At 56.3% G+C, this 24,527-nt stretch carries 24 protein-coding genes; 12 read left to right on the top strand and 12 right to left on the bottom strand.

Annotation, left to right across the window (positions count from 1 at the left end; all coding sequences use genetic code 11):
* Complete coding sequence (locus tag DSD30_RS17795) at positions 1-1,035, bottom strand: LacI family transcriptional regulator (RefSeq protein ID WP_114011145.1); 1,035 nt, start codon at positions 1,033-1,035, stop codon at positions 1-3.
* A 181-nt stretch (positions 1,036-1,216) separates the two neighbouring features.
* Between DSD30_RS17795 and DSD30_RS17790 the strand changes: the two genes are divergently transcribed.
* From DSD30_RS17790 to DSD30_RS17770, 5 genes are all read left to right on the top strand, one after another.
* Entirely contained in the window at positions 1,217-2,470 is a 1,254-nt protein-coding gene (locus DSD30_RS17790) for an ABC transporter substrate-binding protein (RefSeq protein WP_171022124.1), read from the top strand.
* A gap of 112 nt (positions 2,471-2,582) precedes the next feature.
* A complete protein-coding gene (locus tag DSD30_RS17785; RefSeq protein WP_114011074.1) occupies positions 2,583-3,458 on the top strand; it encodes a carbohydrate ABC transporter permease in 876 nt (291 codons plus the stop codon).
* Positions 3,455-4,336 carry a carbohydrate ABC transporter permease gene (locus DSD30_RS17780; protein ID WP_114011073.1) on the top strand — a complete coding sequence of 294 codons (882 nt, stop codon included), beginning with the start codon at positions 3,455-3,457 and terminating at the stop codon, positions 4,334-4,336. Before DSD30_RS17785 ends, DSD30_RS17780 begins: the two co-directional genes overlap by 4 nt.
* A 4-nt stretch (positions 4,337-4,340) precedes the next feature.
* Positions 4,341-5,453, top strand: a complete 1,113-nt coding sequence (locus tag DSD30_RS17775) for an ABC transporter ATP-binding protein (protein ID WP_114011072.1) — start codon at positions 4,341-4,343, stop codon at positions 5,451-5,453.
* Between the two features lie 18 nt (positions 5,454-5,471).
* Complete coding sequence (locus tag DSD30_RS17770; RefSeq protein ID WP_114011071.1) at positions 5,472-6,383, top strand: hypothetical protein; 912 nt, start codon at positions 5,472-5,474, stop codon at positions 6,381-6,383.
* A gap of 63 nt (positions 6,384-6,446) precedes the next feature.
* Here the strand turns inward: DSD30_RS17770 and DSD30_RS17765 are convergent, their stop codons facing one another.
* From DSD30_RS17765 to DSD30_RS17750, 4 genes are all read right to left on the bottom strand, one after another.
* Positions 6,447-6,836 (bottom strand): response regulator, encoded by a 390-nt coding sequence (locus DSD30_RS17765; protein WP_114011070.1) that lies wholly within the window; start codon positions 6,834-6,836, stop codon positions 6,447-6,449.
* A complete protein-coding gene (locus tag DSD30_RS17760; RefSeq protein ID WP_114011069.1) occupies positions 6,805-8,682 on the bottom strand; it encodes a sensor histidine kinase in 1,878 nt (625 codons plus the stop codon). Before DSD30_RS17760 ends, DSD30_RS17765 begins: the two co-directional genes overlap by 32 nt.
* A 444-nt stretch (positions 8,683-9,126) precedes the next feature.
* A complete protein-coding gene (locus DSD30_RS17755; protein WP_114011068.1) occupies positions 9,127-9,480 on the bottom strand; it encodes an antibiotic biosynthesis monooxygenase family protein in 354 nt (117 codons plus the stop codon).
* On the bottom strand, positions 9,477-9,806 hold the full coding sequence (locus DSD30_RS17750) for an NIPSNAP family protein (RefSeq protein ID WP_114011144.1): 330 nt from the start codon (positions 9,804-9,806) through the stop codon (positions 9,477-9,479). The genes DSD30_RS17755 and DSD30_RS17750 overlap by 4 nt, the downstream gene beginning before the upstream one ends.
* Before the next feature lie 73 nt (positions 9,807-9,879).
* Here DSD30_RS17750 and DSD30_RS17745 point away from each other — a divergent pair, with 73 nt between their 5' ends.
* From DSD30_RS17745 to DSD30_RS17720, 6 genes are all read left to right on the top strand, one after another.
* Entirely contained in the window at positions 9,880-10,581 is a 702-nt protein-coding gene (locus DSD30_RS17745; protein WP_114011067.1) for an ArsR/SmtB family transcription factor, read from the top strand.
* A 504-nt stretch (positions 10,582-11,085) separates the two neighbouring features.
* Positions 11,086-11,922: a formate/nitrite transporter family protein gene (locus tag DSD30_RS17740; protein WP_114011066.1), complete on the top strand. Its 837-nt coding sequence runs from the start codon at positions 11,086-11,088 to the stop codon at positions 11,920-11,922.
* Between the two features lie 108 nt (positions 11,923-12,030).
* Positions 12,031-13,785, top strand: coding sequence for a bifunctional protein-serine/threonine kinase/phosphatase (locus DSD30_RS17735; RefSeq protein ID WP_198663026.1), 1,755 nt, complete (start codon positions 12,031-12,033; stop codon positions 13,783-13,785).
* A gap of 29 nt (positions 13,786-13,814) precedes the next feature.
* A complete protein-coding gene (cynS, locus tag DSD30_RS17730) occupies positions 13,815-14,258 on the top strand; it encodes a cyanase (protein WP_114011064.1) in 444 nt (147 codons plus the stop codon).
* A 106-nt stretch (positions 14,259-14,364) separates the two neighbouring features.
* On the top strand, positions 14,365-16,116 hold the full coding sequence (locus DSD30_RS17725) for a NirA family protein (protein WP_114011063.1): 1,752 nt from the start codon (positions 14,365-14,367) through the stop codon (positions 16,114-16,116).
* A gap of 10 nt (positions 16,117-16,126) precedes the next feature.
* Positions 16,127-17,884 carry a diflavin oxidoreductase gene (locus tag DSD30_RS17720; protein ID WP_114011062.1) on the top strand — a complete coding sequence of 586 codons (1,758 nt, stop codon included), beginning with the start codon at positions 16,127-16,129 and terminating at the stop codon, positions 17,882-17,884.
* Between the two features lie 9 nt (positions 17,885-17,893).
* Here the strand turns inward: DSD30_RS17720 and DSD30_RS17715 are convergent, their stop codons facing one another.
* From DSD30_RS17715 to rsxA, 7 genes are read right to left on the bottom strand one after another with little or no spacing between them, the layout of a single operon-like run.
* On the bottom strand, positions 17,894-18,154 hold the full coding sequence (locus DSD30_RS17715) for an RnfH family protein (RefSeq protein WP_114011061.1): 261 nt from the start codon (positions 18,152-18,154) through the stop codon (positions 17,894-17,896).
* A 9-nt stretch (positions 18,155-18,163) separates the two neighbouring features.
* Positions 18,164-18,853, bottom strand: coding sequence for an electron transport complex subunit E (locus DSD30_RS17710; RefSeq protein WP_114011060.1), 690 nt, complete (start codon positions 18,851-18,853; stop codon positions 18,164-18,166).
* A gap of 5 nt (positions 18,854-18,858) precedes the next feature.
* Positions 18,859-19,572, bottom strand: coding sequence for an electron transport complex subunit RsxG (rsxG, locus tag DSD30_RS17705; RefSeq protein ID WP_114011059.1), 714 nt, complete (start codon positions 19,570-19,572; stop codon positions 18,859-18,861).
* Positions 19,569-20,657, bottom strand: a complete 1,089-nt coding sequence (locus tag DSD30_RS17700) for an RnfABCDGE type electron transport complex subunit D (RefSeq protein ID WP_198663025.1) — start codon at positions 20,655-20,657, stop codon at positions 19,569-19,571. The genes rsxG and DSD30_RS17700 overlap by 4 nt, the downstream gene beginning before the upstream one ends.
* Positions 20,658-20,659: 2 nt before the next feature.
* Positions 20,660-22,186 carry an electron transport complex subunit RsxC gene (gene rsxC, locus DSD30_RS17695; RefSeq protein WP_114011057.1) on the bottom strand — a complete coding sequence of 509 codons (1,527 nt, stop codon included), beginning with the start codon at positions 22,184-22,186 and terminating at the stop codon, positions 20,660-20,662.
* Positions 22,187-22,198: 12 nt separating this feature from the next.
* Entirely contained in the window at positions 22,199-22,735 is a 537-nt protein-coding gene (locus DSD30_RS17690) for an RnfABCDGE type electron transport complex subunit B (RefSeq protein ID WP_114011056.1), read from the bottom strand.
* Between the two features lie 25 nt (positions 22,736-22,760).
* Entirely contained in the window at positions 22,761-23,342 is a 582-nt protein-coding gene (gene rsxA / locus DSD30_RS17685) for an electron transport complex subunit RsxA (protein ID WP_114011055.1), read from the bottom strand.
* 299 nt (positions 23,343-23,641) lie between these two features.
* Here rsxA and DSD30_RS17680 point away from each other — a divergent pair, with 299 nt between their 5' ends.
* Positions 23,642-24,520 (top strand): ATP-binding protein, encoded by an 879-nt coding sequence (locus DSD30_RS17680; protein ID WP_114011054.1) that lies wholly within the window; start codon positions 23,642-23,644, stop codon positions 24,518-24,520.
* Positions 24,521-24,527: the final 7 nt, after the last annotated feature.

Here is a 24,527-nt window from a genome sequence, read left to right as displayed (position 1 = left end):
CTAGATCGGAAATTTCAAGGTTGGCTCTTGCAGAATCTGGCGAGGCGCCTTTTCCGGTGAGGACAGCACTTCAAGCAGGGATTGCCCCATCAGAAAGCCTGCTTCCTTGACGTCCTCGGCAATCAGATCGAGGTTTGGATTGTTCAGGGGCAGTACGGCGGATACACTTTTGGCGACGACGCAATAGTCTTGCTCCTGCCTTTTTCCGCCTGCGGCAAAGCCGTTTTCCACCGCAAAATAGGAGGTCTCGCCGGGGCATATGATGCCGTCGGGCATGGCGTCGGTCCCGGCCAGCCCCTTTGCCCATGCCACAAGCTGGTCAGATGGCGAATCAAGGGACACATCCTCGGGCAGCAGGTGATCGACACCGGTTTCCCGCACTGCGCGCATGAAGCCATAGCGCATATGTTGGTAGAAGGTGAATTTGCTCAAGGGCAACAAGATACAGACCTTGTTGCAGCCTTTTGCCACCAGGCGCATGACGGCCTGATAGGCGAAGGCCTCATTGTCATAATCGACGAAATTATGCTGTTTGCTGAATTCGGTCCGCCCATGGGTGACAAAGGGAAAGTCCCGTTCTGAGAGGAACCGCACCCGTTCATCGAGTGCCCGGGTGCGAGAGAAAATCAACCCATCGGCCAAGCCGTTACGGACGATGTTGACCACCGGTTCCATGATGTGGCCGGGCGTGAAATGCGGTGTGATATTAAGGTGATAGTTGGTACCTTGGAGGGCTTCGACAATGCCTGTGATCATCGAATTGCCAAAGCCTAAAATCTCATTGTGGGGATCAAGGATCAGGCTGATGACATGGGTTTTTCCCGTGCGCAAGCGCTGGGCCGCACGGTCAGGCACATAGCCCACTTCCTTGGCGACCTTTTCAACCAGCAGACGGGTTTTTTCAGAAATTTTCGGATCGCTGCGCAGGGCCTTTGAAACGGTCGTCACCGCCAGCCCCGTCATGTCGGCAATGGTCTGTTGGGTCGGGCGCGTGCCTGACGGAATGAGGTCCGAGATTGGGGCTTTTTTGGCCATCGAGTTGGGGTCCATTGCGTGGTTTTTTTGAGTCCGGTTCGGCCGGATCTCCCGATCATTCCTTTGCCTGTTGTCGTAGCCTAGCCCAAGGTCCGTAAAAAAATCAATTGACACCATTTATTATTACAACGTTATAATGCGTCCAGATTCAGACTTCACACTGGGAGGAAACAGAATGAAACTGAAATCGATCCTGACCGGCACCGCTGTTGGTGCTGCCCTCGTTGCTATTCCCCTCGCCGTTACCCCGGTTTTTGCTGATGAGAATGTTGAAGTTCTCCATTGGTGGACCGCTGGTGGCGAGGCTGCTGCTCTCAATGTTTTGAAAGAAAATCTTGAGAAACAAGGTGTTAAATGGGCTGATATGCCAGTGGCCGGTGGCTCCGGTGTGTCTGCCATGACCGCACTTCGTGCGCGTGTGACGGCCGGTAACCCACCAACCGCCGTTCAGATGATGGGCTTCAACATCAAGGATTGGTCCAAGCAGGGCGTGCTTGGCAATCTGAATGACATCGCGAAAGCTGAAGGTTGGGACAACGTGGTACCACCCGCCTTGCAGGAATTCTCCAAATATGAAGGCAACTGGATTGCCGCTCCGGTGAATGTCCACTCGACCAACTGGGTCTGGATCAACAAGAAATTGCTTGATGAAGTGGGGGGCAAGGCGCCAACCAGCTGGGACGAGCTGATTGCCATGCTCGATGCCCTGAAAGCCAAGGGTGTGACCCCTCTGGCCCATGGTGGTCAGGCCTGGCAGGACGGCACGATCTTCGATTCCGTCGTTCTGTCACTGGGTGACGACTTCTACAAGGCTGCGATGATCGATCTGGATCCAGAAGCCCTTGGCGGTGCCAAGATGGTTGAAGCCTTTGATCGTATGGCCAAACTGCGCAGCTATGTTGATGACAACTTCTCCGGTCGTGACTGGAACCTTGCGACCGCCATGGTCATCAAGGGTGAAGCTGGCATGCAGGTCATGGGTGACTGGGCGAAGGGCGAGTTCCTGCAGTCCAAACTGACGCCGGGCGAAGACTTTGTTTGCATCCGCTTCCCGGGCACGCAAGGTGCGGTGACCTTCAACTCTGACCAGTTTGCCATGTTCGACATGAAAGAAGGTGGCACCGCTCAGAAGAAAATGGCGTCTGCCGTTATGGATCCGGGCTTCCAGATCGCCTTCAATACTGTGAAGGGGTCCGTTCCAGCACGCACCGACGTGCCGAATGATGCCTTTGATGATTGCGGTAAAAAAGGCATGGCTGATCTTGGCGACGCTGCCAAAAATGGTCGTCTGTTCGGCTCCATGGCCCATGGCCATGCTGTGCCGGATGGCATCAAGAGCGCCATGTTCGATGTCATCACCGCGCATTTCAACGGCGAATTTGACTCGGCCACCGCTGCTGAAGAAATGGTCGATGCTGTTGAAGCAGCCAAATAGTCCTCTTAAGGACGTCTGACAGTTCGCAAATTGGTCAGACATTGGCCGGAGGTGTTTCGTCTCCGGCCTCCAAGGACGTCAAATTCACCAGCCCCCTACGTGAAAGAGACCCATGCTGGACCGCATTCGTGACTGGGTGCCGCGCATCGTGCTTGCGCCGAGCTTCCTTCTCGTCCTGATCTTCGTCTATGGCTTCATCGTCTATACCGGTTATCTCTCGATGACCAATTCGCGGATGCTGCCGTCTGACGAATGGATCGGACTTTCCAATTATGTAAAACTTTTCAAGCTCAGACATTGGGGCACGGCGCTCACCAATCTGGGTGTCTTTAGCTTCTTGTATATCGCCATATGTACGCTGCTTGGTTTGTTGTTGGCGATCTTTCTGGATCAGAAAATCCGCGGCGAAGGGGTTCTGCGACCGATCTATCTCTATCCAATGGCCTTGTCCTTCATCGTCACCGGGATTGCCTGGAAGTGGTTTCTTGATCCGGGCATCGGTCTTGAGGCAACCCTGCATAGCTGGGGCTGGGAGAGCTTCCACTTCAATTGGATCAAAGACCGCAATATGGCGATCTATACCGTTGTCATGGCTGCTGTCTGGCAGTCATCCGGGTTCGTTATGGCGATGTTCCTTGCCGGGTTGCGTGGGGTGGATACCGAGATCATCCGGGCCGCTGAAATGGATGGCGCCTCGCAAGGCACCATCTATCGCAAGATCATCATTCCGATGATGCGTCCGGTCTTCCTGTCGAGCTTTGTGGTTCTCGCTCATCTGGCGATCAAGGCCTATGACCTTGTCGTCGCCTTGACCGGCGGTGGTCCGGGCCGGGCAACGGAGATGCCCGCGACCTTCATGTATAGCTACACCTTCACCCGCAACCAGATGGGGGTTGGCGCGTCGTCTGCCATCATCATGATGATCATGATTTTCTCGATCATCGTGCCCTATCTCTATAGCGAAATGAGAAGTGGAGACAAGAGATGACCCAATCCGTCTCCAACCCATCATCCATGTCGGATCGCCTGATCCGTGCTGTGATCTATGTCGCCCTGATCCTGTTTGCCATCTATTATCTGTTGCCGCTCTATGTGATGGTGGTCAACAGCTTCAAGCCGCTGGATGAAATCCGCGGTGGCGGCATGATGAATTTGCCGCAGGACTGGACGATTGCCCCTTGGCTGTCGGCCTGGTCAACGGCCCAGATCGGGGTTGATCCGTCCGGTCTCAAGCCCTTCTTTATCAACTCCATCCTCATGGTTGTGCCTGCGGTGCTGATTTCGACCATTTTGGGGGCGTTGAATGGCTATGTCCTGACCAAATGGAGCTTTAAGGGCGACAGCATCATTTTTGGGGCTTTGCTTCTCGCCTGCTTCATTCCGTTCCAGATTGTCTTGGTGCCGATGGCCCGTATTCTGGGCTTGCTCGGTCTGGCCGGTACCACGCCGGGGCTGGTGCTGGTGCACACGATCTATGGTCTTGGTTTCACGACGCTGTTTTTCCGCAACTATTATGAGGCGTTTCCGACCGAACTGGTCCGCTCCGCCCAGATTGATGGTGCGAGCTTCTTCCAGATATTCCGGCGGATCATGCTGCCTAACTCGGCACCAATCTTTGTGGTGACCGTCATCTGGCAGTTTACCAACGTCTGGAATGACTTCCTGTTTGGCGTGTCCTTTGCCGACTTTGACTCGATCCCGATCACGGTTGCGCTCAACAATCTGGTCAACAGTTCGACCGGCGTCAAAGAATATAACGTGCATTTTGCCGGGGCCATTCTGGCTGCACTCCCCACCCTTGTCGTTTACATCGTCTCTGGCCGCTATTTCGTGCGTGGCCTGATGGCCGGCTCTGTCAAAGGATAGGACTATGGCATCTCTCTCCATTGAAAATCTCTACAAGTCCTATGGCAATGTCGATGTGCTCAAGGGCATCAATCTGGAAATCGAGGATGGTGGATTTCTGGTGCTGGTCGGCCCGTCCGGCTGTGGCAAATCGACCTTGCTCAATACCATTGCCGGGCTGGAGGAAGTCACTTCGGGCGAAATCCGGATCGGTGACAAGTCTGTTGCGGGGCTTCCGCCTTCCAAGCGCGATATCGCGATGGTGTTCCAGTCCTATGCGCTTTATCCCAACATGACCGTAGCGCAGAATATCAGCTTCGGTATGGAAGTGCGCAAGGTGCCCAAGGAACAGCGGGAAGCTGCGATCAAGCGGGTGGCTGACATGTTGCAGATTGGCGAGTTGTTGAACCGCAAGCCGGGGCAACTGTCCGGTGGTCAGCGTCAGCGTGTGGCCATGGGCCGGGCGCTTGTGCGCGATCCGCAGGTTTTCTTCTTCGATGAGCCTTTGTCCAACCTTGATGCCAAACTGCGTGTCGATATGCGCACCGAGATCAAGCGGCTGCATAAACGGATGGGCACCACCATCGTGTATGTGACCCACGACCAGATCGAAGCGCTGACGCTGGCCAGCAAGATCGCCGTGTTGAAGGATGGCTATTTGCAGCAATTCGGCACCCCTGCCGAGATCTATGACAATCCGGTCAATATGTTTGTGGCCGATTTCATGGGCTCGCCCTCGATGAACTTGGTGCCTGCCAGCGTCAAGAAAGCGGGTGAGGGCATCGCGGTGACCTTGCAGGATGCCAGCGGGGCGGACTTTGATCTGCCGGTCAGTGATCCCGGCTCGCTGGGCGACTTTGTCGGCAAGTCTGTGGTTCTGGGCATCCGCCCCGAAGCCCTGACCGACCCGCATGGGGCGGACCGCACCTCCGACAAGGTGGTCGAGCGGCAATGTATGGTCGATGTGGTCGAACCTGCGGGCTCGGACACCTTCGCCATTCTGCATCTGGGCGGCAAGCAGGCCATTGCCCGCATGCGGGCCAATGCGGCGGTCAATGCCGGGGAAAGCGCCACCGTTGCCTTTGATATGGCAAAGGTCGTGTTCTTTGACCCTGCGACCACAGAACGCATTCGCTAAAGACGGATAGATCCAATTATGCTGAACCAACGTCGCGCTGGACCTCAAACCGAAATCTGGACGCTTGCTTCCAGTCATGCCAGTGCTCAGGTCTGGTCATTCGGTGCGGCATTGCATCATCTTGCCTTTCAGACCCCCGAGGGGCGTCCGTTTCATCCGCTGGCCGAGGCGGACTGGCTGCATGGCAGCGCAACGCCACCGGCCAGTGGAGCGGCGCATCTGAAAACCCTCGGCGGGGAATGGCCGTGCGTGCCGTTTGGATCGGTTGCTGCTGATGGGGAGCATCACGGCTTTTGCTCGAACCGTCCCTGGCGGATGATCGAGCGCGACCAGACGGCGATCACACTGGAGATCGATTATCCGCCTGCTCATGTGATCCGGCGGCTCGAACGGTATATCCGGCTTGTGCCGGGGGAGGCGGCGGTGGATTTCCGTCTGGTGGTGGAAGCGCGTCAAGCCTGTCACCTGCCCATTGGTCTGCATCCGATTTTTCGGATGCCGATGAAGGATGGGAAGCTGGCTCTGTCGATCCCGGCTTCCGGTCCGGCTCAGGCAGCCCCTGATTGTCTGCGACCTGCCACAGCGGCTTTGGCCGCCGATTGCTTTGTTGATCTTGATGATCTGCCTCTGTCTGATCAGCAGGATCTGGTGCAGCTGTGGCAGACCGAGGGGCGAGCGGATCTGTTTTTTGGAGACGTTGGACAGACCATTCGGCTGCAATGGGAGGCCGAGAAGCTCCCCCATTGCCTGTTGTGGATTGCCCATCCGGCCCAGTTCGATACTCATCAATCCGCACCTTTTGTGGGTCTGGGTGTCGAGCCGATTGCATCCTATTTTGACAGCAATGATCTGCAAATCGATCGCTCGACAGGGGTGTCATTGGCGCAGGGCGAGATTTGGTCCATCGACTACAGGCTGATGCTGATGTAGCGCAGCGGATGCTGTGCTTGCGCCCGGTTTGTTCCTGACGGGGCTTGCGAGATGCGCGTGACATCAGCTTTGTGTGGATTGCTCCCAGGTGTTTGCCAGCTGTGCCAGATGGTCCTCGGTGAGTGGTTTTTGGAAGCAGACATCGACGAAGACGTAGCGCAAGGCAACGTCCCTGTCGTGGTCATGGATCGAACTGGTCAACATCGCAACAACGGGCACATGGTTGTCGAACTCCGCGGCATAGCGTTCGAGAAACTCGAAGCCATTCATGATTGGCATGTTGATGTCGAGAATGATCGCATCAGGGTCGTCTTGGCGCAGAATGTCGAGCGCTTCCCTGCCATTAAAGGCAGACAGGGTCGCAATGGTCGGGTCGAATTTTTCGATGACATATTTGCAGATATATTGATCGACTTCTTCGTCATCGACGATCAGGATTTTCCTCAGGGACATCATATCCTCCATTTGGCAGTTCGAGGATGAAACGGCTGCCTTTGGGCTGTGGTTCAAACCGGATCGATCCGCCTAACGCTTCCGAGCATTTCTTCATGATATACATTCCCAGACCGCTCCCGACCGCTACTTTGGGATGAAAGCGCCTGAACATTTCGAACAATTTCGGTTGAGCCTCTGGCGGGATCCCAATACCGTTGTCGGTGAATGTCAGCACCAGAGTTTGGTCCGATTGCTGAGCGGAAATATGCATTTTGGACTTGGCTTCGTTCCTGTCGCGGTATTTCACGGCATTGGAAAGCAGATTTCTGATGATCATCTGAAACTTGGTCAGACTGGTTTCGATGGCAAGCTCCGGATCAATGTCGATGTGCAAGGTCATGTCGGCATAGCCATCCAGATGGCTCAACTCGGTCAACAGTTCTTCGATCGTCTCGCGAACCGGAAACTCAGTCGGACCTTCCACCATCAGGCGGGCGCGTGTGACCTCGATGATGTTTTCAATCAGGCTGTCGAGGCGCAGAAAGTTGTTATGCAGACGCGTCAGATTTTCCTCAAGGAGGGCCAGTTCTCTGTCCTGCAATTGTGTTTCGCAAATGCGAACCAGTCCGATCGCTGATGCGATGGGCGAGCGCAGATCATGGGATGTGCGGTAGGCAAAGTCCTCCAGTTCCGCATTGGCTGCCAGCAAGGCGGCTTCGGTTTGCCTGCGATGGGAGATATCCCGGATCATGCCGCTAAACATGACCTGTTCCTGCGCGTCGATCCGGGATACGGACAATTCGATCGGAAAGGTGCGGCCACATTTATGCCTGGCTTCCAGCTTTCGATAGTTGGAGATGATCTTGGCTATGCTGTTTTGATCGGAGTTTTCGAGATAGCTCTGGTGGTGTTTGGCAATATCCTGAGGCATCAGGATGGAGACATTTTGTCCGATCATCTCGCTTCTCTCAAAGCCGAACATATCGACGCTTGCCTCATTGGCAGACAGAATGCTGCCTCGTTCGTCAATCAGGATGATGCCGTCCGTTACCTGATCGATGATTGCAGCCATCTGCGCCTTGCTTCTTTCGACGGCCCTCATGTTCTGGATACTGCGTCGGGCGTGCCACAATGCATAAAGGGTCAAGCCCAAATAGAGCAGGACGGCAGCAACAATGACAATGGAAAGCTTGTTCATTGTCTCGGACTGTTTGTCTTCAAGCAGAAGATACGTCATGATCAACTGCGAGAGATCCGAGGATGATTGGGTGACAAGCACAAAAAAGGCAAACAGGATCAGCAGCAAAGGTGCGACCAAGAGGATCACATAGATGCGCCCATTGTTCGAACCGGTATGGACCAACCCAAATCCCAAGGCAATGAAACCGATGCCTGTATGAGGAGACATGCGCGGCACGCCGATCCAGTCGAGGCTGGATTCCAGATGAATGGCATAACCGATCACGGTGAAGGTGGCAATGCAGATAGTCGCTAGCCCCAACCCCATGCGGGCCTTTCTGAAACTGTCCGCGCGGGACAGGGAAAGGCCGATAGCCACAAGCAAAAAACAAATCGCTGTGGTGGGAGACATTCGTCCGGGCTCTGACGCGCCGATACTCACGAAGGGATCAAGCAGCAAGGTGTCGATGCCGATTGACGTGCCGAACCAATATTGAAGGAGCGAGAGACCCGCGAGAAGTCCCGCCGGGGCGCTCAGGAAGTGGGGCGTAACCGGCTGATAGATGGCAGTGACAATGAAGGCCCCGCCTGTCAACACAAAGCACAAAGCGGTGTTGAACTGCATCGCAAAGATGATTGGGAAGGTGGTGACAAAAAACTCGAGTTGTAACAGCCAGATTCCCATGACTGTTAGCCCCCCCAGTGCGGTTGTTATGCCAACCAGAAGCAGGACCGGGATTTTTGATGGTTCCAATTGTCTTGAAGTCTTCACGCGATTTGCCTTCCCATTGTTTGGGGCGCTCCTCAAGGCATGCACCGTCTTTGCAAAAACATTGTTGGTTATTCGTTTGAAGATTCAATATTTCTTTTAACTTATATGTAAATGGGGCTGTTCTTCAATGGATTTAAATCAATGATCGAATGACCGGATCTTTTTGAAAGATTATTTGTGCTTTTCTTGGTTTGTTTTGTAAATATTCGTCCAATTTATTGCTCTGACTTATTGGATCTTTGCTCAAGCGGTTGTATGAGGGCGTTGGCGTGTGGTCGCTCCCCACCCATCCACCAGAGGTGACTGCTTTGCTGGATGGGTGGGAGAGCGCATGTTGCTTGGCGGATTTTTTCGCGACTAATCTTTTTCCTCGCTGTCTATTGGGGCTTGCTGTCGGTCGAATTTGCCATAGTCCCGCAACACACTGGCGACACGCAGGCGATAATCGTCAAACACTGCGTCATGCCCCTCAGCTCGTCCCTTGCCTTGTGCTTGCCGGTGGGTTGCAAGATTGCGCCATTGGGCTATGGCGTCTTCATGCTCGAAAAAAGACAGGGAGAGCATCTTGTTCGGCTCGGTCAGGCTCTGGAAGCGTTCAACCGAGAGGAAGCCATCAATCTGTTCGAGCATCGGGCGAATGGCCGCGGCGATGGTGAGATAATCGGCCTTGCGCCCCTCGGTGACATAAACCTCGAAAATCACCGCAATCATGAGTGCGGCTCCGATGGCGTGGGAGACGAGACGCATTTCAGGAAAGTTCTGTCCTCCCGCAGCAGGAATTTCTCTTTCTGCGCAAAGGCATAGTTTTCCTGCCCCAGCGGGTCGGCCCTCAGGCGTTCGCGATAGGCTTCATAGGCGGCAAGACTGGGGATGTTGTAGATACCATAGGCCAGCGTCGAGGATCCCTCGTGCGGGGCATAATAGCCAATGAGGCCGGCACCACAGCGAGGAATGGCCTGACCCCAATTTTGAGAATAGTCGATGAATTGCTGCTTTTTCGTCGGGTCGATGTGATAGCGGATGATGCAGGTCAGCATGGTGATCTCCTTTGGTTGATTGGTGCGAGGATAGCCCATTGCCTGACGTTGATGCTTCGGTTATGGTCGAACTATGAAAGAAGGACCAAACATAGCCCAGATTGCAGCCCTCATTGGCGACCCGGCGCGTGCCAACATGTTGACCGCGCTGATGTCGGGCAAGGCCTTGACGGCTAGTGAACTGGCGGCAGAAGCCGGTGTTACCTTGCAGACTGCCAGTGCCCATCTTGCCAAGCTTGATCGCGGAGGCCTGTTGCGGCAGCGCAAGCAGGGGCGACACAAATATTTCTCGCTGGCAAGCGATGAGGTTGCTCATGTGCTCGAAGGGTTGATGGGGCTTGCGGCTGGAGCGGGCCATTTGCGCCGACGCACCGGGCCGAAGGATGATGCGCTCAGAAAGGCGCGGGTTTGCTACAATCATCTGGCCGGTGACATGGGCACGCAGATGTTCGACAGTCTGGTTGCACAAGGTCATCTGGTGTTTGAGGATGATGCGCTGGTTCTCACTGCATCCGGTGCAGCTTTTGTCGCCGAGCTTGGTATCGACCTCGCGTCGCTCAGCAAAGGGCGGGCGTCTTTGTGCCGGGAGTGTCTTGACTGGAGCGAGCGGCGCTCGCATTTGGCGGGTAGTCTCGGGCGCGCCTTTCTGGCGCGTTTTGAAGCGTTGGCGTGGCTCAGGCGCGATCAGGCAACACGGGTCATCGCCTTCTCGCCAAAAGGGACGAAGGCCTTTGAGGCGTTGTTTCCCCTTGAGGCCATCTCTGCTGACAGGTGATGTCCGGGTGTCATGAAGCGGGCAAGCCGAACGATCTGTCCTCGTGTAGGTTGGGCTTGCATATGGTGGTTGGTAGAAGGCAGCCCCACCATGACAGGTTGGTTAAATTTTAGCCATCATGGAAAAATAGATTAATTTTTGTTCATGCTTGAGGCCGGTCGCCCAGACCGATGTGAGCCTTCTTTTTCAGTCTTCTTCTTCAGTCTTCTTATTAAGTGTTTGATACTAAGTAGTTTACCGAATAACTCCGGGAACTGGCACGCTCCATGCATAAGTGAGATCAGGTTTATTGAACCTTTTATTGATTGTCCAACGGCGGACATCCATAGGCAATGTTGCTATCCAGCCCTGACAAACACGCGGTCTTTCTTGCGGCGTGACCGCACACGGATTCCCTTCGTTGCTCCCTTTTCAGACAATTCACCCGCTCAGGCTGGCTAGCCCCATTTTGCCTAGATCCCAACTGCTCCTGCGGGAGCGAATGAGCCTTTTAGGAGTTGTTCTATGGCATATGTGAAACCCTCTGAATTTGCGGTCCAGATGATTGAAGCTGGGGAAGCAAAAGTCTTCATGTCCACCAAGGATACGCTGATCAGGGCCTATATGGCGGGTGCCATTCTGGCGCTGGCTGCGGCTTTTGCAGTGACCATTGCGGTGAATACCGGCAACTTCCTTGTTGCGTCTTTGTTGTTCCCGGTCGGCTTCTGCATGCTCTATCTGCTGGGCTTTGACCTTCTGACCGGTGTCTTCACGCTTGCCCCTCTGGCGCTTCTTGCCAAACGGTCTGGCGTGACATGGGGCGGCGTCTTGCGCAACTGGGGACTGGTCTTTATCGGCAACTTTGCCGGTGCGATGACCACAGCCATCTTCATGGCGATCATCTTCACCATGGGTTTCTCGCAAGAGCCGAATGCGGTTGGGCAAAAAATCGGAGTGATCGGTGAGACCCGTACGGTGGGATATGCGGCAGCGGGTGCTGCTGGCTTCCTGACGGTCTTCATTCGGGCGGTGATGTGCAACTGGATGGTGTCCACCGGCGTGGTTGCTGCGATGATGTCCAACACTGTGTCGGGCAAGATCATGGCCATGTGGATGCCGATCCTTGTCTTCTTCTATCTCGGCTTCGAGCATTCCATCGTCAACATGTTCCTGTTCCCATCAGGCATCATGCTGGGCGGCAATTTCGGTTGGTTCGAGTATCTCGCCTACAACGAAATTCCGGTCATTGTCGGCAACCTCGTTGGTGGTCTGACCTTCGTGGGCGGCATGATCTACGCGACTCATTTCCGCACCTCGCCATCGCGCCGTCCAGTCGGCACGGTTGCTGAACCGGCTGAGTGATGCGCAGTCACCCTTGAGGTGAGATGAAACCAAAGGGCTGGGTGGTGTCTTGCCATCCAGCCTGGCCATCCAGCCTGCTCTTTCCACGCCCAGTCAGAGATGTTTGCTTTGTTGAAATCCAGTGCACCAAACCTGTTTGATAAGGCAAAGGCCATGGTCTCCCTTGGTCAGGCGAGTGCGACTGGTCCCAAGGCACGCAATGACGATTTTTACGGCGCCAGCTTGCCCGAAGGTTCGGCCTTGGTTTCGAAGGGTATTCTGATTGCGATTGCCGACGGAATCTCCAGCTCGGATCATGGCCGGACCGCGGCGCACACGGCCATCAAATCCCTGATGAGCGATTATTATGCGACGCCGGAGGCCTGGTCGGTCAAAAACTCCATTTCTCGTGTTATCAGCGCGACCAACAGCTGGCTGCATGCGCAAAGTTGCTTCAAGGGTATCAGCGATCCGGACCATGGTTATGTCTGCACTCTGGCCGCGGCTGTCTTCAAGGGGCCGTCGGCCCACTTGTTCACGGTTGGTGACAGCCGAATCTGGCGTCTTTCCGGCAGTGCGCTGGAACCCCTGACGCGGGCGCATCGCAGCGTAACGGCTGATGGCCAGACGGTCTTGTCCCGTGCCCTTGGCGTCGACAGTGCGGTCGAGATCGATTATCGGCAGGAGCGGCTATCGCAAGGCGACGTCTTTATTCTGAGCACCGATGGGGCGCACGAATTCTGGGACAAGGATCTGGTTATTGACGCCATCGCGACGTCTGACGATCTTGACCGGGCTGCCGGGCAGATCATCGAGGCGGCGATGGCGCGGGGCTGTGATGACAATGCCACTCTGCAAATCTTGCTGATTGATCGCGTGCCTGATGATGACGCGTTGGTCTTTTCGCCTGACGGGGATCTCAAGCCCTTCCCGGTTGCCCCAAAGGCAGGAGATGTGATTGACGGCATCATGCTCCTTCGGGAGCTGCATGCCAATCACCGCTCACACATTTTTCTGGCTGCTCTGCCGGATGGGCAGAAAGTGGCTTTCAAGATACCGGCCAGCGAAGTTCTTGCCGACGAGCGGGCCATGCGCCGTTTCATGATTGAGGAATGGGTCGCAAGACGACTGGATAGTGACTATCTGATGTCCGCACCCAAGGCCCATGGACAACGCTCGCACCTGTATATTCTGACCGATTATGTGGCCGGACAGACCCTTCGCCAATGGATGCATGACAATCCCGATCGCAGCATTGAGATGTGCCGGGAAATCCTTGAGCAGATCATCAAGGGGTTGCGTGCCTTGCATCGGCGGGAAATGCTGCATCAGGATCTGCGGCCAGAAAATATCATCATCACGCCGGATCTCGGGGTGACCATCATTGATTTCGGATCGGTCTATGTGGCCGGTGTGCAGGAAGCAGGCCCTGATGCCTGCGAAGCCGAGATCATGGGTACGGTGCAATATACCGCACCGGAATATTACATTCATGACGCGATCAGCTGGCAATCGGATCAGTTTTCCCTAGGTGTCATCGCCTATGAACTTTTGACTGGCGCGTTGCCTTACGGCATTCAGGTTTCGCAGATGCGCAAGGCCTCCGACCTCAAGCGTCTGAGATACAAACGCGCCCACAGTGACAAGCGAGCCATCGCCGATTGGCTCGATGATGCATTGCGGCGTGCGGTCGCTCCGTCTCCGGCGCATCGGTTTGACGCCTTGTCTGAGTTTGAGGCAGCCATGCGGACCCCCAGCCTTCGCTATCAATCCCAATCAAAGAGGCCGTTGTTTGACAGGCTGCCGGAGCAGGCTTGGAAAGCCATCTCGGCTTTGCTGCTGCTGATCTGCCTGATCCAGACCATCTATATTGCCAGTCAATAAACCGTATTCAATAACAGGAGAGAGACAAGATGTTGACCAAAGATGATGTGACAATTCTTATTCTGGAAGCCAAGAAAAAGGCTGGTATGGGCTGGAGTGATATTGCCGCGAAGATCGAAATGTCGCCGGTTTTTACCCATTCTGCCTGCGTTGGAATGAATGCCTTTCCGCTTGAGAAAGCCAAGGCCTTGGTGTCCGTTTTGGGGCTGCCGGACGAGGCGGCCGAGGTGCTGGCGGAAAGCCCGAACAAGGTTTGGGAACAAGCGGTCCCGACGGATCCCTGTATCTATCGCTTCTATGAGATTGTCGGCGTCTATGGGCCAACATTGAAGGCGCTGATTCATGAAGAATTTGGTGACGGTATCATGTCTGCCATCGATTTCGACATGAGTGTGACCCGCGTGCCAAGCCCCAAAGGGGACAGGGTCAAGGTCGAGATGTGCGGCAAGTATCTGCAATATAACGCCTGGTAGGAGGCCTACCTGCAAGGAGCCCAGTGGGGACCAAAATATCGATGTTCCCCACTGGGTTATATGCCGCTTCGACCAATAGCCCTCTGGACGCAAGGATCGTCACGCCATGCATGCACCGCTTGAGAAAAAGAAGGGTTTCAGCCCGGACCAGATCGCCTATCTCGTTGATGCCATTGCGCAGCTCAATCTGCATGAGGCTTTTGCACCGAGCAATGGGTCGACGGCTCAGGGTGGCTCAGAACCAGAGATGGTGCATGGCACGCCGATTGAGGATTTGTGCAAGGAAGAACTGGCGAAATATCAGCAGCATCCGCTTGATCTGCGTTTGCGGTTGGAGCGCTGGACGGACCGCAATGAAATGGCTGAGGGGCTGGACAATTTCCTGCTTCGCCATTGGGGCTTTTTCAATGTGGCGCCCAACAGCCCCGGTTACATGATGCGGATGCGCATACCGGCCTGCAAGATGCGCGGCGACCAGATGCTGGTTATGGCCGAGATTGCTGATGAGCTTGCTGGCGGTTATGCCCATGTGACGACGCGCGGCAATTTGCAGCTGCGCGAAATTGAACCCAAAAATGTGCTCGAGATCCTCGACAGGATCCATCAGGCAGGCCTGTCCTGTCATGGATCGGGGGCCGATAGTGCGCGCAATATGACCGCTGCTCCGACTTCTGGCTTTGACTCGCAAGAGCTGATTGACCTGTCGCCCTACACGATCCGGCTGTCCAATCTGGTGCTCAATAGCCGCGCCTTGCAGGGCTTGCCGCGCAAATTCAACATTTCCTTTGATGGCGGCGGCGCCATTTCGTCGGTGAGCGACAGCAACGATATTTGCTTTCAGGCGGTCAGGGTCGGGATGAATGAGGCGGGCGTCGAGCCTGGACTTTATTGCCGGATTTCGCTCGGTGGCATTTCCGGTCACAAGGATCTGGCCCGTGCGACCGGAGCCCTTTGCACTCCGGCCCAGACGGTGATGGTCGGGGCCGCCATGCTGCATGTTTTTGTCGAGCATGCCGATCGGACCAATCGCAAGAAGGCGCGGCTCAAATATCTGCTCGACGCCAAGGGCGTGGAATGGTTCCTCAAGCGGACCGATGAGAAATTGCTGGAAATGGACGCTGATTTCCAGCTGATCCGGCTTGATGACGCCCATGACGCGCCGCGCGCGCCGGTGAACCGGTCTGGCCATATTGGTGTCCATCCCCAGCGTGAGGTGGGGATCAATTATATCGGCGTCGCGCTGGAAATGGGGCGCTTGTCGTCGGAGCAGATGCGGACCATTGGCAAGGTGGCGATGCACTATGGCGGCAATGATCTGCGGCTGACTGTCTGGCAGAATATTCTCATTCCGCATGTGCCAGATGATCAGCTTTCCCTTGCCGAGGCCGAGCTGAATGCCGCTGGCATCGCGACCAAGGCGACGGCCTTCGCGGCAGGTGGCGTGGCTTGTACAGGAAAATGGGGCTGCAAGTTTGGTCTTGCCCATACCAAGGCCGATGGCACGCGGCTGATCCGGCATCTGGAGCAGACCTTCCGTCTCGATCAGCCCCTCAATATTCACCTCACCGGCTGCCCAAATAGCTGCGCACAGCATTATATCGGCGATATTGGATTGGTGGGGGCGACCATGCCCGATGGCGGCGAGGGCTATTTCGTGGTGCTGGGCGGGGGCAGTGACTCAGATCGTGGGATTGGGCGGCCCCTGTGTGGTCCGATCGGGTCTGATGAACTGGAGGCCATCGTGGGCACTGTGGTCGGCAATTATCTGGACCAGAGGGCACCCGGCCAGAGCTTTTTGAGCTATGCCCGCAGCCTGACGGACGAGCAATTGCCGAGCCTGCTTGAGCGAGCAAGTTGAGGGATGTGAGATGACCAAACAAGATCCAGAGATGCTTGCCCGGCTCGCTACGGCGATTGGTCAGGCCAATGCCCAGAATGCACCGCACTTTATCCCGGAGGACGCGCCTTTCGACAGCGAGCAACGCAATTGGTTGAATGGTTTGATGACTGGCCTCTTTGCCATTGCCGCAGCGGCAAAGGGGGACGGTGCTGAAAATGAGGCGGGCACGGCACTGAAAATCCTGTTTGGCTCCCAGTCCGGCACGGCGGAATCCTTGGCCAAGGATTTGCGCAAATATGCCAAGACCAAGGGCTTTGAGGCGGAGATTGGAGAGTTGGATTCCGTGACGCCAGAGGATCTGGTCAGCCTCAATCATGTGGTGATCCTTGCGGCGACGTTCGGCGAGGGGGAACCAACGGACAATGCAAAGAAATTCTATGAGGCTTTGATGGCGGTCGATGCGCCCACACTGCCTGCCAGCCTTAATTTCAGTGTTTGTGGGCTGGGAGACAGTTCCTATCCGCATTTCAACAAGGTGGGCACCGATCTGGATGCGCGTCTGGCCGAGTTGGGCGCAACGCGGGCCGCAGCGCTGGTGAGCTGCGATGTGGCCTATGATGAGGATTATGCCGCCTGGAAAGAGGCGGTTTTCCTGTCTGAGCCTTTTGCTTCTGCCGCAGGGGCAGCGGGCGTGGCAGACGCAGAAGAAGCCGGGCCTGCCTTTGACAAAAACCATCCTTTCCTTGCCTCCCTGATGGGTGCTGATTGCCTGAGTGGCGATGGATCGGCCAAGAGGGTCAATCATGTGGAGATTTCACTCGCCGGCGGTGGCGAGGATCTTGATTATTCAGTCGGCGACTCTCTAGGGGTTTGGCCGGTTAATGCGCCGGAGCTGGCCAATGAGATCCTTGCCTTGCTTGGGCTCACAGGTCGGGAGGTGGTCAATCTCAAATCCGGTGCCTGCAAGCTGCGTTCGGCGGTGCTGACCAAGCTTGATATCGTGACGGTGACGCCCGCGACCCTTGAGGCATGGGGCGTCGAGCGTCCGTTTGCGGATGCTCATGTGATTGATCTGCTCAGAGCTGGTGTTCCAGATCTTGATGCGCAGGCCTTTGTCGATGGGCTGCGACCGCTGCAGCCGCGCCTTTACTCGATTGCCTCCAGCCCGAAAAAACATCCCGGTGAAGTGCATCTGACGGTCGGAGAGGTCCATTATGATCTGGAGGGTCACAAACGGCAGGGGGTGGCCTCAACCTTTCTGGGCAAAAGGCTGGCGCTTGGCGGCAGCGTCGGGGTTTATGTCCAGCGATCGGGACATTTCCATCTGCCCGAAGACGACAGCAAGCCGGTGATCATGATCGGCCCGGGCACAGGCATCGCGCCGTTCCATGCCTTTTTGGAAGAACGTGAAATGCGGCAGGCAACCGGCGACAATTGGCTCTTCTTCGGCGACCAACATCAGGCGACGGATTATCTCTATCGGGGCGAGATCGAAGGTTGGGCGGCGAGTGGTCTTCTGACCCGGTTGAGCCTTGCATGGTCACGGGACAGCACAGAGAAAGTATATGTCCAGCATTTGATCGAGAAGGACGGAGCGACTTTCTTTGACTGGCTTGAGGCTGGGGCCGCGATCTACATTTGCGGCGATGCCAGCCGCATGGCGTCCGATGTCGATAAAGCCATCCGGCGGGTTATCGCGACCCACGGCAAACTGGATGCCGCGGGGGTCGATGCCTATATGGATCAGCTGACGAAGGACCATCGCTATCAGCGGGATGTTTATTAGGGCGCGTGATTACATGTCCCGGCGTTCCACCTGATCGGGATCGACCGTGATGGGGCGATAGATTTCAACCCGGTCCCCGTCTTCCAGCCGCTGGTTGAGCTTGACGATGCGGCCAAAGATGCCGACCTTTTGTGCGCTGAGATCGATCTCGGGGAACTGGGTCAGGATGCCTGATCGGGTGATCGCTTCTTCTGCCGAGCAATCATCTGGCATTTCCATTCGGATCCAGACCTTGTGAATGGGGGTGACATAAGCAACGCCGATATTCATGGGAGGCTCCTATAGAGTGATCTGCTTGCCAACCGGCTTTTCAGGGGTCACCTGAGGTTTGGCCCTTTCCTCAATGGTCCGGTCAATCAGCCGTTTGCCGACGAGGATCAGACCAAGCAGGATGAAGCCTCCGGGGGGCAGGACAAACAGCAGAAAACCGTCATAATTCGGGAGGATTTCAAGCTCGAGAAAAGCCAGAGACGGCCCCAAGAGCAGAGAAGCCCCCGCGAACAAGGTGCCGGAGCCGAGGATCTCGCGCACCGAGCCTAGCAGCACCAGCGCGATGGTGAAGCCGACCCCCATCATCAAGCCATCCACCATGGCGGGCAGAATTCTGGCTTTGGAGGCAAAGCTTTCGGCCCGGCCAAGGATGGCGCAGTTGGTGACAATGAGCGGGATGAAGAGGCCCAGAATCTTGTAAAGATCGTGCAGATAAGCATTCATATAGAGGTCGACGATGGTGACGAGCGCCGCAATGATCAGCACAAAGGCCGGGATGCGGATCTCCCGTTCGATCATGGTGCGCAGCAAGGCAATGACAAAGGCCGAGGCCACCAGAACCGCCGTTGTTGCCAAACCCAAACCCAGACCGTTGGTGGCGGTGCTGGTGACCGCCAAAAGCGGGCAAAGGGCCAAGGTCTGGGAGAAGACGATGGTGTTGGTCCAGAGGCCTTCCAGTGTGATGTCACGATAGCGCATGATGTCTATCCTTTTCCATTGTCCGAGGGCTGGGCCAGCAGCTTGGCTTTGTTCTGCTCGAAAAACTGAAGGCCTTGCTTGACCGAGCGAACCACGGCGCGCGGGGTGATGGTGGCGCCAGAAAATTGGTCAAAGGCCCCGCCATCCTTTTTCACCGCCCATTTTTCCGGCAGCAGATTGCCAAGAGACAGACCGGCAAAGCGTGTGATCCAGTCGCTGCGGTCGGCTTCGATCTTGTCGCCCAGTCCCGGAGTTTCTGCATGCTGCAAGACCCGGACACCAAGCAATTGGCCATCCTTGTCAACGCCGAGCAAGACGAGGATTGGGCCGCCATAGCCGAGTGCTGTGGTCTGATAGGCAACCGCCTCCAGCTGACCGCCCAGCCGAGCCGGATAGACCAGCTTTTCGATGCCATCCTCTGATTTGAGGGTGAAGGCAGAGGTGACCAGATCATTGTCATGGCGATCGTCCGGGATCACCAGCGCGAGAGACTTTTGCAAATCTTCCTTGTGGCGCAGGTCAATGGCCTCTTCGGTGGCAAGAAAGGCCGAGGACAGGGTGAGGGCGCTGACGACCGAGAAGAAACCAAGCAACAGGGCCAGATAGAGCGGGTTGCTGCGGATGGCCTCAAAGCGGGTGCCGATCCAGATGCCCAATTTGTGGGTCCGTTCAGCAAGGCTTGTTGCCGGAGCCCTATTGATGTCTGCCTCGCCGCTCATGACGTTGGTCCTTTGGTGTGGTCATCAGGGTAACTGAGCGGGGTGCCCTTGCGGGTGCGGCCATAGATCAGGGGCCGGACATAGGCATCAATCAGCGGCGCGGTGGCATTCATCAAGAGGACCGCAAAGGCGACCCCTTCCGGGTAGGCAGCCCATGTGCGGATGACAAAGGTGAGCATGCCGATGCCTGCCCCGAAAATGATCTTGCCCCTGTCGGTGCCCGGTGCGGTGACATAATCGGTGGCGATGAAAAAGGCCGAGAAGAGAAAGGCACCTGAGAGCAGATGCACATCCGGGCCAAGATAGAGATCGGGGTTGAGGCTGTGGCAGAGGGTGGAAAGAGCCACCATCGCGGCAATCATCGAGACCGGGATGTGCCAGCTGATGACCCGCGTGATCAGCAGGAAAAGGCCACCGAGCAGGGCAAGCAAGGCAGAGGTCTCGCCCATGGAACCCGCAATCGACCCGATGGCTGCATCGCGCATGTCAAACAGGCTGGCGAGAATGCTGGGCAGTGTTTCGCCCTGACCCAGTTGCGTTTTGATCGAACCAAGCAGAGAGGCACCCGAAAGGGCATCCAGTCCTGCATGACCGGTGAGCACGACCTCGATCCCTTCACGAAAGCCGGGGGCGTTGGCGCTGCTGAGTGGCAGGGGCGGCAGAAACTGGGTCATTTGCACTGGAAAGGAAATCAACAGCACCGTGCGGGCGATCATGGCCGGGTTGAAAATGTTCTGGCCAAGGCCGCCAAAGGCATGTTTGGCCAGCAGGATGGCAATCATCGAGCCAATGAGGCCAATCCACCAAGGGGCCCAAGGGGGCAGGGTCATGGCCAGCAGCCAACCGGTCAACAGACCTGAGCCATCGGTTAAGAAAGGCAGGATCGGTTTTCCGGCCAGTTTGAGGGCGATGGCCTCAAACAAAAGAGCTGAGCTGATGGTCACCACAAACAGCGTGATGGCCGGCCAGCCATAGAGATAAAGCCCGAAGGCTGTTGAGGGGACCAGCGCGAGGATAACGAGCCCCATTGTGCGGGAAACGCTGGCTCCAGAATGGAGGAACGGGCCGCTTGTGACGTCGGTCATACTCATGCTTCCACCTTGATTTTGGTTTCTGTGTCGGCATTTTGGGCCGCAGCGGCGGCTTGCTTTTGTTGTTCTTCTTTCGCTTTCTTGGCTGCGCGTTCCGCCTTCATGCGGGCCATGGCTTCTTGCTTTTCACGCCGCATCTTTTCCATGCGCGCGTCGCGGGTCTGGACCAGACGCTTGGTCTCTTCCTGTTTGTGGTCGGCCCGCTGCTTGGCGGTCAGGCTGCCCTTGGCATAGTTGAAATATTGCACCAGCGGGATTTTCGACGGGCAGACATAGGCGCAGGAGCCGCAGCCGATGCAATCGAGCAGGCCAATATCAACGGCGCTGTCGAGTTCGTCACTGCGGATGCGTTGGGCCATGTCAAAGGGCGAAAGGCCGCAAGGGCAGGCCGCCGCGCAAGAGGTGCAGCGAATGCAGGGCATGGGCGGCGGGGCCTGTTTTTGCTTTTGGCCCAAGGCCAAAATGCCATTGATGCCCTTGATGATTGGCGCGCGCAGGCTGGAGAGGGGCTGGCCCATCATCGGGCCGCCAATGATCAGGCGGTCCGGGTCATGTTTCAAGCCACCTGCTTGCTCAACCAGATGGGAGACCGGCGTGCCGAGCAAGACCTCAAAGTTGCCGCCCTCAGCCATCGCTTCGCCGCTGAGCGTGACGATGCGCGAAATGAGCGGGCGGCCATGGCACACAGCCTGTTGGATGGCATAGGCGGTGGCGACATTATGCACTACCACGCCGATATCGGCGGTCAGGGCACGGGCCGGGGTTTCCTTGCCGGTCAGGGTCTGAACGAGATGCTTTTCCGAGCCCATCGGGTAGCGGGCGGGCACCTCAACGATAGAAATTTTGTCGTCACCAGACGCTTTTGTAATGGTGCGAAGGGCTTTTGCCGCTTCAGGTTTGTTGGATTCAATGGCGACGATTACGCGCTCCACGCCCAACGTGCGGGCCATGATGCGCACCCCGGTCAGCACATCTTCTGCCCGTTCGCGCATCAGGCGGTCGTCGCAGGTGAGATAGGGTTCGCATTCGGCGGCGTTGATGACCAGCAGCTTCAGATCATAGCGGTTGCGCAGATTGAGTTTGACGCCGGAGGGGAAGGTCGCCCCGCCCAGCCCGACAATGCCGCACTCAGCGACCCGCTTCGCCAACTCATCGACAGGGGCGGTGTCTGGGTCAAGAGGGGGTGGTCGGTCTGCCCAAGCCTCTTCCCCATCGGGGCGCAGGGTGATGGTGGTGCCGGGTAGGCCGGAGGCATGGGGCGCGATGAAACGGCCAATGGCAATGATCCTGCCTGAGGTGGGGGCGTGGATATTGGCCGACACGGCCCCGCGGGCCTTGGCCAGCAATTGGCCCTTTTTGACCAGATCACCCTTTTCAACCAGAGCGGTGGCGGGCGCCCCGATATGCTGTTGCAGGGGAATCCGCAGCATGGTGGGCAGCGGGATCGATTGGATCGCTTTGTTCGACGTTGCTTCCTTGCGCCCTTTGGGGTGAATGCCGCCTTTGATCTTGAACAGTTTCATTACCAGCTCCTGTCAGCTTGCCAAGGGCAATTCGGGTTTTGGCCAGTGCCATGTCTGCAGGGTGGCATTTTCTCTGCGCATGGTGATGGCTCCGGTTGGGCAGACATCAGCGCATTTCTCACAGCCGGTGCAGGCATCATCGACCACCCCGTGCAGCTGTTTCGAAGCGCCAATGATCGCGTCGGTCGGGCAGCGCTTGAGGCATTTGGTGCAGCCAATGCAAAGGTCTTCAAAAACAAAAGCGATCATCGGGCCACTGTCGCCAACCTCGGTCAGGTCGGCCTCGATGCCCAGTTTGTCTGCGAGCCCGGCTGCCAGCGTCTTGCCGCCGGGCGGGCAGAGGGTGACGCCTGCTTCGCGGCTTGCCAGCGCGTTGGCTGCGGCCGCGCAGCCCAAAAAGCCGCATTGGCCACAATTGGTGCCGGGCATCATGGTTTCCAGCTCGCTTGCGATGGGGTTGCCTTCGACGCGCAAATAGAGAGCGGCAAGGCCGAGACAGCCGCCCAGCACCAGACCGAGCGTCAGAAGAGTGATCGTTGCTTCCATCATATGCGTTGCTCCATCCATCCGGTCATTAGTGAGAGACAAGCCCGGCAAAGCCCATGAAGGACAGGCTGAGGAAACCGGCGGTCAGAAAGGCAATTGGCGTGCCGGCGAAAATGGTCGGCACGTCGGCGAATTTCAGGCGCTCGCGCAGACCCGCAAACAGGACAAGCACCAAGGTGAAGCCCATCGCCGCGCCAAAGCCGAACAGAAGGCTTTCGAGAAAGGAATGGTCTTCCTGAATGGTGAGCAGGGCGACGCCGAGCACCGCACAGTTGGTGGTGATCAGAGGTAGGAAGATGCCCAGTCCCTGATGCAGAAAGGGCGACAGCTTCTTGATCGCCAGTTCGGTAAACTGCACCACAGAGGCAATCACCAGAATGAGCGTCAGGATGCGCAGATAGCCAAGATCGAAGGGCTGGAGAACCATGCGTTCGATTGTCCAGCTGGCGGTCGCCGCGATGGTCAGCACGAAGGTGGTGGCAAAGCCCATGCCGATGGCCGACGACAATTTGTTCGACACCCCGAGGAAGGGACAAAGCCCAAGGAACTTGACCAGTACAACATTGTTGACCAGTGCGGTTTCCAGCAGAATGAGCAACAAATTTTCCATGATACGCCTAGCCGATTGCTTGTTGATTTCAAGTCGTCAACTGGCAATCTGCATTAACCGTGCCAAGTTACTTTTGGTCTGGTTAGAAGGCGCAAAGGTGGCGGAAATCTTGAAGGAAGATATACGTAGTGCAATTACGTATTTGTGAGAAGATTGCTACAATTTTGACTTTGATCGGCTTGTTTTTGTAGCAAAGGTGACATTTGGACGTAAAAATATCTAGGAAATTCAAGGAATCTTCTTCGGCACGTATTTTGCATTGCTTTTCTGGTGAATGATCAAAGAGAAGCTGCATAGCCATGTCAGACCTATCTATCAAGCCAATGTCGGGGCCCGTCCATTCCGCGATTCCTTCCTCTGGCCCTGCTTTGGGGCCTTCGATGGAATGCGCGAGCCACTGTCAGTTGATCGACTTTCAGAAGCAGCAATATGAGAAGGCCCGGCTGCATGCCATCCGGGCCCGCATGGCGGAGACGGAAATGGAGTATCGCACCCGCGAGATGATCGATGGGGCGCTCTATCTGTTGCAAAAACCGCTGAATGTTGTGCAGGCGATGTCGAACAATCTCAATCGCTGTCATTTGCAGGACCAGGACCAGAATCGGGAGCATCATTGCACGCCGATGGAATATGCGCTGGATGAAGCGCTGGAGTCCGGCCACGCAGCGATTGAGACCCTCAGGCTCTCGGAGCCGGACAAGAAGCATGTGGTGCATGGGCCGGTCAATGTGAATGAAGCCATTCGCGATTGTCTGGTCATCATGGCCGATGATCTTGCCTATCACGGGATTGTTGTCGACTGGCGGGCCAAATCCGATTTGCCGATGACCTTTGGCGACGAAATCGGCCTCAGGATCCTGCTTCGTATCGTGCTGTCCAATGCAATTATCGCCGTGGGACAGGAGGGGGCAAAGGGGCGGGATGTCAGCATTCGCTCGACAACCGCGCAAGATGGAATGATCGAGATTAGCATTCATGACAGTGGCCCTGGCATAGAAAAATCCCTGCGTGCGAAAGTGTTCGAACCCTTCTTTACCGCTTGGCGTGGGACCAAGCATCGCTCGGGCATGGGGTTGGCCATTGCCCATCAGATTTTAACCGAACTCCATGGGGAGATGGAGATCAGAAGCAACGGCAGCTCCGGCTGCTTCCTCTGCATCACAATGCCTGCTTGTTGATCAGCAC

The sequence above is a fragment of the Cohaesibacter intestini genome, assembly GCF_003324485.1.
GTDB classification, from domain to species: domain Bacteria; phylum Pseudomonadota; class Alphaproteobacteria; order Rhizobiales; family Cohaesibacteraceae; genus Cohaesibacter; species Cohaesibacter intestini.
The sequence above is the reverse complement of the archived record's forward strand: the minus strand, read 5'-3'. Positions and strand labels throughout refer to the sequence as shown.